This window comes from Epilithonimonas pallida (genome assembly GCF_900182975.1).
GTDB classification, from domain to species: Bacteria; Bacteroidota; Bacteroidia; order Flavobacteriales; family Weeksellaceae; genus Epilithonimonas; species Epilithonimonas pallida.
Window position 1 is genome coordinate 316,920 of the sequence record NZ_FXUO01000002.1, and the last position, 17,284, is coordinate 334,203.

14 protein-coding genes are annotated in these 17,284 nt (G+C 36.3%); 2 read left to right on the forward strand and 12 right to left on the reverse strand.

The window, feature by feature from the left end; translation table 11 throughout:
- Positions 1–7: 7 nt before the first annotated feature.
- Positions 8–1,165 (reverse strand): hypothetical protein, encoded by a 1,158-nt coding sequence (locus QOL71_RS04685; RefSeq protein ID WP_283415807.1) that lies wholly within the window; start codon positions 1,163–1,165, stop codon positions 8–10.
- Positions 1,166–1,221: 56 nt separating this feature from the next.
- On the opposite strand from QOL71_RS04685, the gene QOL71_RS04690 reads away from it, so the two are divergent.
- Positions 1,222–1,695, forward strand: coding sequence for a YdeI/OmpD-associated family protein (locus QOL71_RS04690; protein ID WP_283415808.1), 474 nt, complete (start codon positions 1,222–1,224; stop codon positions 1,693–1,695).
- 23 nt (positions 1,696–1,718) lie between these two features.
- Here QOL71_RS04690 and QOL71_RS04695 read toward each other — a convergent pair whose 3' ends face one another.
- Both QOL71_RS04695 and QOL71_RS04700 read right to left on the reverse strand, forming a co-directional pair.
- Entirely contained in the window at positions 1,719–2,144 is a 426-nt protein-coding gene (locus QOL71_RS04695) for a hypothetical protein (protein ID WP_283415809.1), read from the reverse strand.
- A gap of 106 nt (positions 2,145–2,250) precedes the next feature.
- Positions 2,251–4,305: a prolyl oligopeptidase family serine peptidase gene (locus tag QOL71_RS04700; protein ID WP_379953393.1), complete on the reverse strand. Its 2,055-nt coding sequence runs from the start codon at positions 4,303–4,305 to the stop codon at positions 2,251–2,253.
- Between the two features lie 272 nt (positions 4,306–4,577).
- On the opposite strand from QOL71_RS04700, the gene QOL71_RS04705 reads away from it, so the two are divergent.
- Positions 4,578–4,856 (forward strand): hypothetical protein, encoded by a 279-nt coding sequence (locus QOL71_RS04705; protein ID WP_283415811.1) that lies wholly within the window; start codon positions 4,578–4,580, stop codon positions 4,854–4,856.
- A 167-nt stretch (positions 4,857–5,023) separates the two neighbouring features.
- Here QOL71_RS04705 and QOL71_RS04710 read toward each other — a convergent pair whose 3' ends face one another.
- The 9 genes from QOL71_RS04710 to QOL71_RS04750 all read right to left on the reverse strand — a co-directional run bounded on the left by QOL71_RS04710 (position 5,024) and on the right by QOL71_RS04750 (position 17,128).
- On the reverse strand, positions 5,024–5,152 hold the full coding sequence (locus QOL71_RS04710) for a hypothetical protein (RefSeq protein ID WP_283415812.1): 129 nt from the start codon (positions 5,150–5,152) through the stop codon (positions 5,024–5,026).
- Positions 5,145–5,681: an RDD family protein gene (locus QOL71_RS04715; RefSeq protein ID WP_283415813.1), complete on the reverse strand. Its 537-nt coding sequence runs from the start codon at positions 5,679–5,681 to the stop codon at positions 5,145–5,147. The genes QOL71_RS04710 and QOL71_RS04715 overlap by 8 nt, the downstream gene beginning before the upstream one ends.
- Positions 5,682–5,690: 9 nt before the next feature.
- The gene (locus QOL71_RS04720; protein WP_283415814.1) at positions 5,691–6,344 is read right to left on the reverse strand and encodes a hypothetical protein; all 654 of its coding nucleotides are present in this window, start codon (positions 6,342–6,344) and stop codon (positions 5,691–5,693) included.
- A gap of 210 nt (positions 6,345–6,554) precedes the next feature.
- Positions 6,555–6,893, reverse strand: a complete 339-nt coding sequence (locus QOL71_RS04725; RefSeq protein WP_283415815.1) for a hypothetical protein — start codon at positions 6,891–6,893, stop codon at positions 6,555–6,557.
- A gap of 8 nt (positions 6,894–6,901) precedes the next feature.
- Positions 6,902–7,438 (reverse strand): hypothetical protein, encoded by a 537-nt coding sequence (locus QOL71_RS04730; protein WP_283415816.1) that lies wholly within the window; start codon positions 7,436–7,438, stop codon positions 6,902–6,904.
- A 6-nt stretch (positions 7,439–7,444) separates the two neighbouring features.
- Entirely contained in the window at positions 7,445–11,029 is a 3,585-nt protein-coding gene (locus QOL71_RS04735) for a DUF6443 domain-containing protein (RefSeq protein WP_283415817.1), read from the reverse strand.
- Between the two features lie 14 nt (positions 11,030–11,043).
- Complete coding sequence (locus QOL71_RS04740) at positions 11,044–14,214, reverse strand: hypothetical protein (RefSeq protein WP_283415818.1); 3,171 nt, start codon at positions 14,212–14,214, stop codon at positions 11,044–11,046.
- A gap of 6 nt (positions 14,215–14,220) precedes the next feature.
- A complete protein-coding gene (locus QOL71_RS04745; protein ID WP_283415819.1) occupies positions 14,221–16,017 on the reverse strand; it encodes a T9SS type A sorting domain-containing protein in 1,797 nt (598 codons plus the stop codon).
- 469 nt (positions 16,018–16,486) lie between these two features.
- The gene (locus QOL71_RS04750) at positions 16,487–17,128 is read right to left on the reverse strand and encodes a tetratricopeptide repeat protein (protein ID WP_283415820.1); all 642 of its coding nucleotides are present in this window, start codon (positions 17,126–17,128) and stop codon (positions 16,487–16,489) included.
- Between the last annotated feature and the right edge of the window lie 156 nt (positions 17,129–17,284).

The following is a 17,284-nucleotide window of genomic DNA, read 5'->3' on the forward strand; positions in this document are numbered from 1 at the left end:
TTCAATTTTAATATCTTCTAACTGGATAGGTTTTATAATCTGCGTATTTTTGTCCACTTGTAGAACCATCTCCGTAAATCAAATAGGCTTCGTTAGAATTAATTTCGGAAGATGTCCAAGAAACCAATCCTGAGTTTAAATACATTCCTCCCTTTCTTATACTTGTAAAGATTACTTCTGCTTCTGCTTTGGAAGGTAAAAACCAATCCGAATAACCATTGACTGAATATTGTTTACAAAATTTAGCCGCAGTATCTCCTGATATTTTGCTGATAATAAAATTAGTATTATTAGGACCTTCGCCCATTTTTTCTGACGTACCCGCTATGTAATTATTTGTTTCACTCCAAGCAGCTCCAAACCTACACATTGGGGGCATTGTAGAACAATAATTTTTTCCAACATCTTTGTTGCTTATCTCAAGATATCTCCAACCATCGGTAGTAACACCTTTATCATAAGCTACAATTCCACCAGCCGGACCAAAATAGCCAGCCGTTTTTATTTTCTTCTCTTCTCCGTAATAATACCTATTATCAATCTTAGTATATGACCGAATGTAATATTCTGTATTTCTTGTAAGCCCCGTCAATTGTACTTTAAAGTTCATTGTTCCTAAAGTAGCAGCAGAAGCAGCACTACTATCAAAAATAGTTGGTTCTGAATGAGTTGCATATACGAAACCTGCGTAAGAAAGATTTCCTAAAGGCTGATAATATTTACCATTAAGAGTAGCACTTACTGTGGTAATTTCTGTTGGATCCAGGGTCTCTATTACATTCCTATACTTGTAAGAAACCACATTTCCTAAAGCTGTTCCTTTATTATTTTGGGCAAAAGCGCGGAAATAATAAGTTGTATTAGGCAAGAATATTTTTTTGGATCTGAATTCAAAATCCTCATTGGAAGAAAACAGTTCTTCTTTATCTTCAGTTGCATAATTTTCTAAGGAAACATTGGCGGAAGTACTCCAAATAACTCCGACTCTGGAAATTTGACTTCCTCCGGTATTGGTTATTTTACCACCAATTTTAAGAAGCCCGTCATCATCCAGACTGATATCTTTCGTTGTTAATTGTGGAACAGATTCCCGCACCTCATCATCAGAAGACGAACTACAGGAAAAAAGGAATAAGCTGAGAAATAAAATAAAATATGTTTTCATAAAAAAGTGTTTTTGCGAAAATAATATTTTTAATTTTGATTTAGCTTTTTTATTATATGAATCACACAATTATTTTTTCTGCAGAAATCCAGCAACACCAAGATATCAATGCTGCATTTATCAATTTTCCTTTTGATACGAATGAATTATTTGGAAAGAAAGGACAGGTCAAAGTCAAAGTTTTACTTGATGACAAAGTGGAATACAGAAGCAGCCTGGCGAATATGGGCGGCGGATGTCATAGGCTGGGATTGACTCAGGTTATCAGAAAGGAATTGGGGAAAACATTCGGAGAGATTGTGGATGTTAAGCTTTGGGAAGACAAAGAAGAACGAGTCGTTACTGTTCCCGACGATGTTCAGGAATTACTCAATCAAAATGAAAAAGCGAAAGAATTTTATAATAAAATGTCTTACACACATAGAAAAGAATACATCCGCTGGATAGAAGACGCTAAGAAAGAGGAAACGCGTGAACGCCGGAAAATCAAAATGATAGAAATGCTTCTGGAAGGTAAAAAGGGGGTTTAAAATTATTAAACCCCTTTTATTTTTTATTTAATTTTACCCAAATGAATAATATTATTCCCTTGAGAAATCAGAAGCGAATCTTCGGAAGATTCTGCAGAAATGCTATTTCTTTCATATAGCTCTCCTGTTGGTGTGGCCTTCACAAAATCAAGAACATATTTCATATTATTCGCTTCGATGGTAATAGTTTTGGATTTGCCATTATCGCTAAAAGTGGCTTTGGCCCGGCTTCCGTCACTGGTTTTATAAGGATAGGAAACAGATGTTATTTTTTTGCCATTAATTTCTTTTTCCATAGAAGTTGTTGTAACGCTATCGACTTTACCATTTTCATCAGTAACGGTTGTTTCCGTGGAATAAGACTCGGAAGTCATTTTGGTGTCATTCTTCTTGCAGGAAACTAATGCTAAAACAACAGCAAATCCTGTAATTAAGGTGGTTTTTTTCATAGTTATAAAGATTTAAATGAGTGATTTGTTTTGTATCAAATTATTGTCCAAAAACAAAAAATCCCGAAACTAATTTCGGGATTTTTTTATCATAATAATTGCAATTTTACTTTTTCAGGGATTTGATTCCCATTTCGAATAATGCAAAACTCAAAAGATCAGCATTTTCACCAATCACTTGTTCCGTGGAACGACCAGCGCCGTGACCCGCATTTTTCTCAATTCTTAACAAAATTGGGTTGTTACAAGCTTGTTTCTCCTGCAACTCAGCACCAAATTTGAAAGAATGTGCCGGCACTACTCTATCATCGTGATCACTGGTAATGATCATTGTTGACGGGTAGCAGGTCCCTGCTTTTACATTGTGAACTGGCGAATAAGACTTAAGATAATCGAACATCTCTTTGCTGTCTTCTGCTGTGCCGTAATCATAAGACCAACCAGCACCAGCCGTGAATTTGTTATATCTCAACATATCCAGAACGCCAACACCAGGAAAAGCTACCTTTGCAAGATCCGGTCTCATCGTCATTGTCGCACCCACTAAAAGTCCACCGTTGGAACGGCCAGAAAGTGCCATATATTCCTTTGAAGTGTAACCTTTCGACTGCAAGTATTCGCCCGCCGCAATGAAGTCATCAAACACGTTTTTCTTTTGTTGTTTGGTTCCTGCATCGTGCCATTTTTTTCCATATTCTCCACCTCCACGGATATTCGGAACGGCATAGATTCCACCGTTTTCCATCCAGATGGCATTGACTACAGAGAAACTTGGCTGAAGACTGATGTTGAAACCGCCGTAAGAATAAAGGATCGTCGGATTCTTTCCGTCCAACTTAGTTCCTTTTTTGTAGTTGATCATCATCGGCACTTTAGTTCCGTCTTTTGAAGTGTAGAAAACCTGCTCAGAAACATAATCTTCCGGATTGAATTTCACTTTTGGTTTTTGATAAACTTCCGATTTTCCGGATGCCACATTGTATTTATAAATCGTTCCCGGCGTGATATAATTAGTGAAAGAATAGTAGATGTCTTTATCCTCTTTTTTTCCTCCAAATCCGGAAACTGTTCCTTTTCCAGGCAATGCAATTTCTCTGACCAATTTTCCTGTTTTATCGAATTGTTTTACAAGGCTAATCGCATCTTTCATATATTTTCCGAAAAAGTAACCGCCAGCTTCAGAGATGCTTAACACATTTTCAGTTTCAGGAATCACATCTTTCCAGTTTTCCGGGCTTGGGTTTTTGATGCCGACCTTTACCAAACGCTTATTCGGAGCGTCTTTGTCTGTGAATATAAAAAGGTCGTCACCTTGTGTATCCACAATATCAGCATTGATGTCAAAGCCTTTGTTGATCTGTACAAAGTCACCGCCATTTTTCAGATCTTTGATATATAATTCGTTTCCGTTAGTAGCATTAGCCGCCGAAATAACAAGGAATCTTTGGTCCTCGGAAACATCTGCAGTCAGATATCTTCTTGGCATTTTCTCACCACCGAAAATCAACTGGTCTTCGGATTGTTTTGTGCCTAATTTGTGAAAATAGACTTTGTGTTTATCCGTCATTCCGGAAAGAACGGTTCCTTCTTTCGGTTTGTCATAGCTGGAATAATAGAAACCTTCGTCGCCTTTCCAGGCAATCCCACTAAATTTCACATCAAGCAAAGTGTCATCAATTTGTTTTTTGGTAATCGCATCGATGATGATGATCTTGTTCCAGTCACTTCCACCTTCAGAAATAGAATAAGCGGCAAGGTTGCCTTTTTTGTTGAATGACAAATTGGAAAGCGAAGTCGTTCCTTTATCAGAAAAAGTATTGGGGTCAAGGAAAACCTCAACGTTTTTGGTTTTATTATTAGTCCTGTAAAGTACCGATTGTGCCTGTAATCCATTGTTTTTGTAATAATAAGTATAATCACCTTCTTTGAACGGCGCTCCTATTTTCTCATAATTCCAGATATCTCTCAATTGGTTTTTAATTGTTTCTCTGAAGGGGATTTTGGAAAGATAATTCTGGCTGTACGCTACTTCTTCGTCCACCCATTTTTTAGTCGCTTCGGAATCGTTTTCCAGATCACGGTATGGATCTGCAACTGATGTTCCGAAATATTGGTCAACTTGAGTTCCTTTTAAGGCTTTGGGATAGTTAGAATTGGTCATAGATTGAGCTTGGGCACCAACATAAAAAATAACGGCTGCTGTTGCAAAGATTGATTTTACTTTCATTTTTAACTTTTTGAATAGTTTCAAAAATACAAAAAAATAAAACTCCAGAAGTTTGCAGGAAGTTTGTTTGCGAGCAGAGGCCAAGTGGTTTATATTTCCAGTGCCTCAGTATGCTTCTTATTTGTATCAAGTTATAAAATCTATAAAAAATAAAATAGCACGGATTATAAATCCGCGCTATTTGGGTAAATATTTGGTATTCTATTTTGGCGGAAGATTATTTTAGTTTAGCGGAAGGCTATTCTATTTCGGCGGTAGTTTGTTTCATTTCGACAGTAGCTTATTATAGTTTAGCGGTAGTTTATTTTACTTTGGCGGAAGCTTGTTTCATTCTGGCGGAAGCTTATTATACTTTAGCGGAAGGCTATTCTATTTTAGCAGAAGCTTATTCTACTTTGGCGGAAGCTTACTCTAATTCATCAGAAGTTAGTTTTTTTAGTATTCTTTTAGTAAAAAAACCTACGGTGCGGATTTGTAATCCATGACCGGTTATAATTCACCAACATATCTCGAACACCTGTTATTGTTCTCAATATATTAGATAGCCTTTTTTCTAATTTCTCCTGTTCTGGCTATCTACAATACCATTTCAAACTTTATTTTCCTATCTTATTTCTATGAAAATAGTATTGAAATTCAATACTATTTTTATTTACCAACTTGTTTGGAACGTTACCCTAGGCGTAGGCGCCAGAAAATCATCCATATTATTGGCATATACCCGATCACTATCTCTTAAAAGGTCATCGCCCATACCTTCATAATCTAGGCAACTATTCAATATTCTTTATTTCTTGCCTTAACTTTTTTAATATATGTTTTTTTACTATGTATGTTTTGCTGATCTTATTATTAAAGCTCATATTAAAATACATTCTCATACCCCATACGCCAAATCGATCCAGATTGTCCTGAAAATAAGGAAATAAATTTATTAAACATAAAAAATTTCTCTTGAATGATCTCTTTAAATCTGGACTTTGTGCATAATCATCTATCACGCAAATCTTAAAGATATTCTTACCTAATGTATTTCCTACAATATGTTCTAATATGCTTCCGTAGATTATAACACATAGTATAGCTACAGTTATACTGAAAATCGCATTTTGTATAAAAAAATAAAGAAGAGGAAAAAATACAGCTAAATCAATTAGTTTAGCACCTAGTCTTTCCAGTCCACTATTTTTATAATCTGGATTAAACTTTGAAAAGTATTCAAATTCTTCATAAATTCTATTACCTTCCAAATCAAAATCCCTTGTAGGACGATGTATGACTTTTCGTTGCTTAAGTTCAGATATTTTCAAATTATTAATTTATTTTATGGAGTCTACAGTATATATACTATTCAGAGCGTAGCCACTAGGCACTTTTTCAGCTTGTACAAAATAGCCCTTTATTCTTTTAGCATTTGGGGGTATTTTAACATCAATATAATAAGCATTATTTTCCCTTCTTGGATGGACTGGAATTTTACTTTTTAGGTCAAATCCATAATAAAAATTATTCATCACTATTTTGGTGGCTGGTTTAGTTGGCATATTGAAAATATAGCTTATTTTGCCGTCAGAAAGTTTAGTCAAATAAAACTTGCTGCCCAATTTTAATAAACGATTATTTGCATATACTATATATTGATTCAAAAAGTTCTTATTTTTTGCAATCATAATATATTGTGCATTAATGCGACTATCTGTGTTTTTTTCATTAATAGTCCACCAACCTATTTGTTTTCCATTGAGTAATTTTCCTGAAATTTTGAATTGTGCATTCTGTCCTTTTAACTGAGTAATTGAGTCATTAATTTTTACAGTATCTATTTTATAATTTTTCAAATTCAAAGCAGAAGACAAGTTTTCGGAAAAAGTTTTTTTCCTGATTTCTTTTTTTTCACAACATATAAGTAATAGAAGAAAAAAGATTAAATTAAAATATCTTGTACACCTAAGTTTTTTTGTTTTTATGATCATGTTAATTTATTTTTTTACTTATCGTGCCCTACACAATCTTCGCAATGATTCCAATAATAATTGCCATAATTTTTACTGGACTCTTCGTATGCATTTTCAACTCTATCTTGTAAAATATCATGATCGGGGGCATAAATTGTGGAGTCTTTTAAAGTTCCATCTGGATCCCAATATTGAATTGGTTGTCCAATAGAATCATCCGGCTTGACCTTATCTCCAAAAATCCAAAAAATCCTTAAATGCCTCTGCAATCGCAGAAAAGCCCCACGCAAAACCACTCCCATTAGGACTAGGCGTAGGCGCCAGAGAATCATCCATGTTATTGGCATGTACACGATCACCATCTCTTAAAAGGTCATCACCCATACCTTCATAGTCTCGGCCAGTGCCCTCCAAGCCACGCCCTGCTTCTCCCATCTTATAATTAAAGTCAAAGTCTTGATTGTAATCTCCTAAAAAGCAGTATTGAAATTCAATACTGCTTTTATTTACCAACTCATTTGTTAGATTACTATTTTTATTTACCAACTTGTTTGGAACATTTACCATCGAAGTGTCTAGATTTTACTTACATTTATTAGCTTTCCGTCTTTTTTAATAATACGAACCTCCTTTGGGATAATTTTTTTATCTATCAGCACTTCTTTTTCCGTTTTCTTGTGAATAGCAAACTCAGCATAAGCATATAAAGATCCATCTTCTTTATAATAGAGCCAAGGTCCTATTTTTAAAGATTTCTTATAATGCTTCTTATAATATTTTCTAATAACATTTCCTTCACCTGCTAAAATCCCGTTTTGAAAATATATCTTACAAGCATAACGATTGGGTAAAGAATCTAACTTAAGAGTATTAAATATTTTTCCATTATTATAGTATATATTAGCATATATCATATCTCCATTAACATTGTAGTAAAAATCAAACATTTTTTTCTTTGTCACTTTATCGTACGAAATAGAACGGATTGGCATATCTTTTTTATAGGTGATTACTACATTGTAGTTCCCCATTGCCTTTGTCACAGTATATATATCTTTCTTGCAGGAACTAACACATAATGAAACTATTAGTATAAAAATTAGTATTCTCATCTTTCTTTATTTTTTATGATTTAGTGCCTCATCAACCTGCTCTCTAATAGCCGGATTATTGCCATAACCATATTCATTAAGGTCATTTTTTTCTACAGTTACTGATATTATAGTATCTTCAAGCTTAACACCATGGTCTCCATATGGTTCTACTTTTGTAGCTTCAACATCTACAAGTGTGTCCCCTGGCTTATCTCCCATTCTATCCGCAAAATCCATAACATCTTTAAAGGATTCTGCACCAGCAGAAAACCCCCAAGTAAACTTATACCCAAACCCATCGGGAAACCCATTAGGACTAGGCGTAGGCGTCAAGAAATCATCCATATTATATGCATGGACACGATCACCATCTCTTAATAGATCATCTCCCATCCCTTCATAATCTCTTCCTGTTGCTTCCCAACCACGTTCGGCTCCTCCCATCTTATAATTAAAGTCAAAATCTTCGTCTGTATCAGTTTCTATATTCAAATATGCAAATGCTAAATCCAGCCCTAAATCAACGCCAACCCAAAAATCATCCCAGTTAAATGATTGTGTTATTACAACTTCTTCAATATTCTGTATGAGATCGACTCCCCCACTATCATTTTTCTCCAAGTAATAATCATTACTATCTAAACCTCTTTCCCTGGCACTCTCATTCGCATCTTCATCATTATCAAATGCCTCAAGACCTTCTATCTCGCGAGAGTTCACTACCCTGTTTTCTGAGAAGTTATAATGGCTTTGGTAAGCATACTTCTCACTCAACGGATCTACATTAAAGAATCTCCCTATAGTAGGATCATAGTTTCTCCATTTAAAACTATAAAACCCGGTTTCCTGCAACTCCTGCTCCTGGAACTTGTAGTTCAAAGGACTGCCATTCACACTAAACTCTGCTCCCTGCAAAATGTTCAGACCGAACGGATAATAATCGTTCCTGTCAATTATCTCTAGCTCATTGGTCGTTGCATTCCTGGCATAGCTCAGTCTTACGTTACCAATCTGGTCTTTGTACTGGTAAATATACTTCTTATTCTGGTAATCATAAAAGCCTTCTGCCGTTGGGAAAAAAGATAATCCCATTACTATCTGGGGCTGCGCGATGTTACCTATAGCCTCGGGATCCGGCAGGCTGGAGTCCATAAAGATCTCTTCCTGTGCCGCAGTCCTTACCGCAAGGGTGCCGTCATCAGTCTCTGCCAGCGCTCTTCCCATAGCAATAGGGCTGGAAGGTGTATAGTGAAAGCCTCCGAGATATTCCGTAGTGGTGCTGGTGCTGCCTGTAGCATTGTTCAGCGTAAAGACTCTTTTTATCTTGGTGCCGTCTGCCCTATAAGTGTATCGTGATTCATTACCTCTTTGGCTTACCAACGTGGGCAAGTTCAGGAAGTTATAACTGATACCGGTAATCCCTTTATCCGGCATTACGGTCATGTTACCATTAGTGTCATATTGTATCGTTCCTCCACCACCTTCGTAGCCGCTGGTGTTATTGGCCGCATCTGTAATACTGGTTACCTTATTTCCACTGTAGTTATATGTCAGGTCATCGATCTTTAAAGCAATAGTACTTTTCGGCTTTCTTGCAAAACGTTTTAATTTTTTGATATTACCGTTCAGGTCATATTCTTCTATAATCTCATGATTATCGCCTCTTGCACGTCCTGCGGGATTCTGATAAAAGCCTGCCTTCAGCCTATCCAGGTTGTCATAGACATAGCCGTAGCGGTAAGGTTCTGATGAGGATACCTCGTCTTTTACATACCAGTCCACTTCTGCTATATTCCCATTGTATCTTGGTTTTACCTTGTACTCGGGATAATTAACATTGGGAGTCTCCAGCCCCTGCCGGTCATTATAACGGATTTTATAGGCAAACAGGTCATCGGTTGTTTCTGCAGTGGCAATATCATTGATATCGGTCAGCCAGCCACGGATATTGTACTTGTAGTTAACGGTCTGCAGAGGTACACCTGTCCCGCCCACCTTTTTTTCTATGACCTGTCCCAGATCATTATAGGTATATTCTGCAAGTGTTTCTTTGGGTGACCGTCCAACTACTTCATGTTCATATTTGGTCAGGTAATTTTGGGTATTGTAGGTGAAGGTTTCTTCTACAGTTACATTTGGCGTAGTAGGATTACTGCGGCTGTGCTTCGTCACTTTCTTTTTAAGAAGTCCTGCAAAGTCCAGCTCATTTTCCGTTTTGGTAAAGCCTCCCAAATGGTTCTTGGTCTGTGATGCGATGATTCTCCCTTTTGTATCATACCATGTATAGGTTTTGGTCCAACTATCGTCTTCTATATTTTTAACAAAGCTGGCTGTGGGGAAACTTTTCGTACTAATACTTAAGGTTTGGGCATTCTGCCCTAAAATGGCTTGTCCCAACACTGGTGAAGAAGCGGAAGGGGCGCCAACAGGATAAGTGTCATAATAATTGATAGAAAGTAATGTTGTGATTACCGTAGGAAAAGCATTGTTGGTATAGTAAAGGTCTTGCCCGTTATAACTAGAAGGCGTTGTCGTTCGGGATTCGTTATTGGTAGCACTGCTGCTGGTATTCACAATATTCTGTACCACGCTTCTTACATCATTGCTTGCGACAAAACCGGTATAGACTACCCTGTTGAACTGGTCATACTTGGTAAAAAGCCAGCCTTTGGCACCAAAAGAATTATTGACAGAAGCGAGTTTGCTATCCTGGTAGAAGATTAAGCGGTCTTGTTTGTCATACACCATATACTCTTCGTCTTTACCGGGCAATTTCTTTTTTATAAGGCGGTTTTTACTATCATATTCATATTCGTAGCAGAGGTCTCTTTGATTGCCATAATGCATTGATGCTATAGCCGCCGCTTCCGGTGGAATGATGTATCTGAGCTGACCATATTTATTATAAATATAATAGGTATCAATTTTTTCCTCAGTATTGTCCTCCAGCTTTTTATTAATTTTTCTTTTTAAGATCGTGTGTCCCTGCTTATCTTGGAATGTATATGTCTCATTTCCATCCTCATCCGTTGTCCTGAATTTGTAAAGCTCATTGTAAGCATATGAGTCCGGTGTTCCGGTAGGTGAAGTATATTTTTTGATGGTTCCGTCCTGTGAGGAGTTGGTGTCATAATCGTATCTTACGGTATTTGGCGGGGTTGTCTGGCCCGTTGTTCCTTTTTTCCAGTCTCCTCCGGGAAAAGCAGATTCTTTTACCCTGTTTAATGGAGAATCGTCAAACACTGTCTCAGCGTAGGCATTCGGCACATTCCCAAAGAGCGTATTGTAATAATCGTTGATATCATTACCGGCAATTGGCTGGATGTTACCATTAAGAGAATTGACTGGCAATGGCAGATAGCTTTTCGCCGCTCTGCCATAGTTATCATATTCAACAGGAATTACCATGTCTTTACCATTGGGATTGGCTTTTATGGCAATGCTTTGCTTTGGTCGGCCAAGACCATCCATATATTGTATAGCCTGGACTTTTTTGGTCTTATTCTCATTAAGATATGTCGTAGACAATATATAATTCTCCGTAGATGTCTGTGCGTTCAGGTTTATCGCTAAAGACAACAATCCTGATATCAAAAATATTCTTTTCATGATAATTAGTGTTTTTAAGGTTTGTAATGGTATTCGTACTCTTTCAGAGTTCTGTAAACATCATTACCGCTGGCATCTTTCTCCATTCTTTTCACTTCTTTCAGCTTATTGGTAACCGCTTCATATACATAAACTTCCCGCATTCCGGAAGGTGGTGTGACAGAAGTAACTCCTACCAATGGGTTATAAGTGAATGTAGTGACAGCATATCCTGCCAAGTTAGCTTCTTTCCGGAATGAATCTAAAGCGGTGATCAGGTCATTTTCTGTAGTCTGATCCTTGTCTAGATCAGATTTTTTGACAATATTAAGATTTAAATATGACGTATTTGTTGTGGGTACTTCTCCCATCGCCGACATTACCTGATCATATGTTGCTCCAACTATCTTAGCAATCGGGTACAATTGTTTGTATCCATATATATATGTGGTCGACAATCCATCTTTGGTGGATTGAAGCAGATTACCTTTATCATCATAAAGGTCAAACTTGCCAACTTCATAGAAAGCATCCTGCCCAATTGCGGTCATAGCTTGTGTTGGCATAATCATATTGTTTGTATTGGAATTATTAGAGAATATGATTTTGGATTGTGAAGTCATTTTCCAAGGTGCAATATAACCTATGTTGGCAGGATTGATCTCACCAGTGTAACTTTGAGTGAGCACAGGCACATTATTCTTATTAAAATCCATAAGGTTGCCAGCAGGAAACATATCAGCTGTAAAAGAAGAGGCGTTGTTTCTAATATCACCCGGATAGTAATATTTTTTTACATCCAGGTTAGGATAGGTAACACCATTTCCAATTTTATGAGCTAATGCCGTAAGGTTCTGATTGCTATTATCATAGTAAAAATAGCTTTCATCCTCGACATTTCCTGAAGGAAGATACTTTGTAGTCTTAGTATATATCAGATTATTATATGTAGTATTGTAAGATTTTTTGAACTGCATTAATTCAAAATATACATCACTTAATGATTTGTGAATTGCACTGCCGTAAACATAATGGCGATTTGGTAAATTTTCTGTTTCAACACCAAGGTATCCACCATAAATGTTTTCCGTTTTCATTTGTAAGTAATTGTTTTTATCGTAATAATATGTATATTTTAATTTACCTCTTTTATAACTATTATCTATATAAAAATCATTACCATAGCTGCTATTTGATATCAGAAACTCTCCAATAGCAATTTTATCATAATAAGTCAAAGATTGATAAGGAGAAAAAGATCTGGTTTGAATATTAGGCTCTTCCTCATTACTATATTCATATATAGTTTTTTTTCCATCTTCATTTTCTTCTACCTTAGAATAACCAATAAAAAAATTGTTTAATATATCATAATTTATCCTAGCATTACTGTAAATAAAAAAGTAATCTTTAAGACTAACATTATTACTAGGATTATTATAATGACTAAGATTAGGATTTAAATCGGTTTTTGGAAATAGAATGGAAGCAGGATAGCCAGCTTGTGGAACGTTAAATAAATATCCACTTGTGGTATTTGCATCTTTGTTATAATAGTAATTAATTGTCCTTTTTTGTCCACCCGTTTTTTCTTCGATAATCTGTTGTTTGACTCTTGTTCCTCCCCCTTTTAAAGTATTGCCCCAAAGATTAAAAGTATTGCTTTCTAATACGTAAGTATTGCTACCACCTGTAGGTAATGTAACTTTTTTTAATGACCATGTTATGGATAAATCGTTAGGCTCTTTACCATAACCCGTTTGTAAGGCATAATGGTTATTATCATTTAATAAATTATAAGGTAAAATACTAAACTCTTTTTTGTTTGGATAGTAATAGTACTTGGAATTATCATTTATTCCAAAATTATAATAACCAAAAAAATCTTGGGAATTATTGGTTCCAATAGGGGGTAATTTATTATTTTCATAATACTCAAATTGATATTGATTATGACCTTTTTCCTTAAAAGAAATAAGTTTTAAACGTTTCTCAAAAAAATTTTGAATAGATCTTCTTTCCGGATCAGAAATAAAATAATCATATTTAAATTCATATTCCTTTATGATATTTTCCTTCGAATCTTTTATAATTATGCCTGTTAGAGCCTTACCGTTAACAATGTCATCTCGATTTAGATCATATATAAAATCTACACTTCCTCCTCTAAATGTGATTTTTTTTATTCTTTTAACATTCAGTAAACGATTATAAAACTTTAGAAAATCATTTCCACCAAGAACTTGTTGAAAATATATTGGCCATCCGTAAAGATCTGTAGATTGCTTAGGAATGAATGATTCATAGTTATAATATGAATGATTATTTAAAATCTCATTTATATAATTAGAGTTTTCTGTAGAATAGTCTTCATAAATAAAATTAATTTCTTCATTGTTATTTAGGTTAAGAATTTTAGTCACATTCCAAGAACTTACTCTTGGATAAGTCCCGTTAATACTACCAAATTGTTTAGGATGAGGATCATAATTGCCATCTGTTGAAAAACTATGGGTAATATCTTTATCTTCAAAAAAATATTGCAATCCATCTTTTGTTATCAGATTAAACTTTTCATAATCTTCTATGTCTATATTATTATTAATCCAAGAGTCATCATCATTTTTTAGATAATTATAGGATTTTATAGATGTATTCCACCCGATATGAGATTCTTTTTGATTCAGATCAATTACTTCATATTTATTTTTAAAGTAAAAAATACTATTAGTTGTTGGCGAGACAAATTTGAATATATCAGGAAAAAAATCAATGTTTGGATGATTTGTAGAAACACCGGTATTTAAATATTTAAAATACCCATATTTAGTTTTTTGTTGGTCGGGATTTGTGTCTATAACAGTTTCTAAGTCGGGGTCTCCTATTATCGTGCGATTTATAAAACAAGAAGATAGACTCCAACCCAACCCAACATCCGAAGCCATGCTGTTGACCTGTATTCCCCCTTGGGCATAGTTTAGTGAAATGGGGTATTTTATTCCACCCACATTGATTTCATAAATAGGTATAGAAAAGACACTCCTTCCATTATAATAGTTCATCGGAGACTCTTGGAACCGCATAAACCCTGCTACATTGGGTGATGCTGTATTGCTTATGCCTATAGGGTTTTGGACGCTTGGATCTTGTTGTGCATGAAATGAATGAACGTACATAAAAATGCTTAATGTAATTATCTTTCTCATAGTGTTTTATTCTTTCACGATTTTAGCAGTTAGTTTTTTGTTTTGCTGGGTCGGGATACTCGCTTTGATGATGTAAACACCCTGTGGAAGTTTACTCGTATCGATCTTCGTCACCCTGTTTTTGGTATTAAAGGTTTGGATCACTTTCCCTGTCATATCATAAACATAAACATCCGCACTCTCGAAGTCCAGCCCGATCTCCACATAACAGTAATCCTTCACAGGATTCGGGTAGATCTGAATGTCCCTGTTCTCCATCAGGTCTTCAATTTGTTTATCCTCCAGCTTCACCACCTTCCAGTTCTCTTTCCCCAATTCCTCTGCACTTGTTCCTGCCAGGATATAAGAGCCGTCCCTGTTCAGTAATGCGGATGTCAAACGTTCTTCCTTTTTCTTGTCCCTGCCTTCCACATACTTTCGCCACACTTCTTTCCCATTCCAGTCAATGTAAAGCATCCAGAACGTCTCATCATTCTTCTCAATCTTTCCTTCCGACTGTGTGTAGCCACCTATCAAAAAGCCTTTGACGGATTGAGACCCTTCGGCTCCGCTCAGGATGACATTGTGATGCCTGATAGTATTCAAGGACATCATCACATCCCGGTTCTTAAAGTTGTAAGAGTGCTGCCACTGCTCGTTGCCGTCTTCATCCAAAGCCAATACCCAAAGGTCTGTCCCTTCCTCCAGCTTCGCCCTCTTATTGCCCGAGGTTTCTGAGCGGCTTTCGCCACCAATGATGTAACCCGAATCCGTCAATGCCATTGTTCGGACATGATCATCTTCACTGCCCCCGAAGTTCTTTTCCCACTGGACACTGGCATTCTTATCCAGCTTAACAATCCAGTAATCACCTTCGCCATAATTGTTGCTGGTTTTGGGGTAATAATTAACAGATCCTTCGGCTCCGCTCAGGATGACATTGCTGCTATTGCCGGATTGAGTATTTGTCATGCTGAGCGCAGCCGAAGCATCTCCATTGTTTTGAACTGAACCATTTTTAACGTTGACCAGAGTCGAAGAATTGCTGATCATTGACCGCTTATCGTTAATCATTGATAATTCATCATTCCCAATAGCGCCGCTTCTGGAATAGATCCCCATCAAGACGCCGCCGTCTTTCGTCGGGATCACTTTCTCCACTTCATCCAGACCTTTGCCACCCAGAATCAATTGACTAATGATCCTGCCTTTCTTATCCAGCTTAATCACCAGAACATCTTTGGAGCCGTAACCTGATTTTGGATGATTGGTAGAGCCTGCAACAATGTAGCCTTCATCCGTGGTCTGAGTCACACTTCTCGCTTCTTCGCTGTATCTTGTGCCGATGGTTTTCTGCCACTGTTCTTCTCCATTCTCATCGATCTTAATCAGCCAGATATCAGAAGAGCCATTAGATTTATCTTTTTTATCCAATCCTAAAGACGAATACGAAGTCCCTGCCAACAAAAAGCCACCTTCCCTGGTTGAAACGGTGGCGCTGAGATAATCATGTTGATTACCCGAGAAATATTTTTCCCAAACTTTTTGGCCCTGCTGGTCCAGCTTGAGGATATGGTAATCGTAGCCTTTGTTTTGATTGTGGGTTGATGATGGATTTACGGCAGTTGAGCCGGAGCTGTCACCCTGAACTTGTCGAAGGGTCTGAATAGATGATCCCGAAACTAAATACTGTCCATCTATCGTAACCGCCAGTCCGGAAAGAAAATCCTGTGTCCCGGAGTCGATATTCTTCTGCCAGCTGACCTTTTGGGCATAGGAAAGGCTTATCGCCAGCATTCCCATGCTTATGAAGAGTTTTTTCATAATTTGAGTTTTCTTTTTTGGTTATTGATTATTATTCACAATGCAACAATAGCATTGTTATGCGACAAATCTTGTCGCTTTATTATCACATTCATGTTTTTTTATTATTTGCTAAAATAATAACATTTTAACAACTTTTAAAATATTTTTTAATGTATTTTATTATGTTAAATCGCTGGTCTTATTAAGATCATCCTAAACAACTAATTATCGAACGAACATCGAACATAGGATAACCAACGGATATAGAATAGATATACCACTATCGAACAAAGGTTATACAAAGGATATACAAACCTACATATTATGTTAAATGAATACCGCTAAACACTTTGAAAACCAACTCTTTTAACCTCGGCAAAATAAAAATTTTTAAATCACGACAACTTTTGACGCATTAGGAGACTTTGGGATAAAAAAAATTCCCTCGCTAAAAACGAAGGAACTTGATAAATATGAATGTTGTGTTTTATTTCTGGCTTAGAAAATATTCTGCCTCTGCTTTTCCCCATTTTGGGTCAAGAGATGTTTTTGACTTATAGGTTCCAAACTGCTCAATAGTTTTTTTGAATAATTCTGTACCTTTTGCCTTGCTTCCACCAAATTGCTCCGGTGTGAAATAAGCATCCTCCGCAAGCAAAACAGTGATTCTAGGATTATTAGGATCCAGTTCCTGCGCCTTTGCCAATGCTTGCTGCGCAATAGGCGCTTCGCTCATATACCTGGACATTGGGTCAGCCATCATTCTTAGCCCACTTGTCATTTTTTTCAGGATATAAAGTTCTGCATTGTTGGGACTAAGTGCTTCTGCTTTAGCAATATATTTTTCTGCCTCAGCCGCAACAGGATCAAGTTCGTTGGTTTTACCGGACTGCATCAGGATTCTGCCTTTCTGAATCGTTGCAAATGCAGCATAATAATACGGTAACCATTCTTTGGCTTCTTTGGTTCCAATCCTGTCAAAATCATTAGCTAAAGCAGTGAATTCATCCGGCGTTTTGTGGTCTTCTACTTTGGCGATTTTCTCTGTCATTGCTTTTTCAAATGCAGTCTGAGCAAAGGCTGTAAATCCAATTAAAGAAAGGCTGATTGTTAAGATTAATTTTTTCATTTTGAATATTTTTTTGTTTGTTATTTTAAATTTCTGATTCAAAGATAGGATGACTTTTTATTTGTTGAAATTTTATTCTACCGAACTGTTATTTTTGATTACTGAACTGTTGTTTATTTAAAATTCTCGCTGATTTCACAGATTAGCTGATTTAAT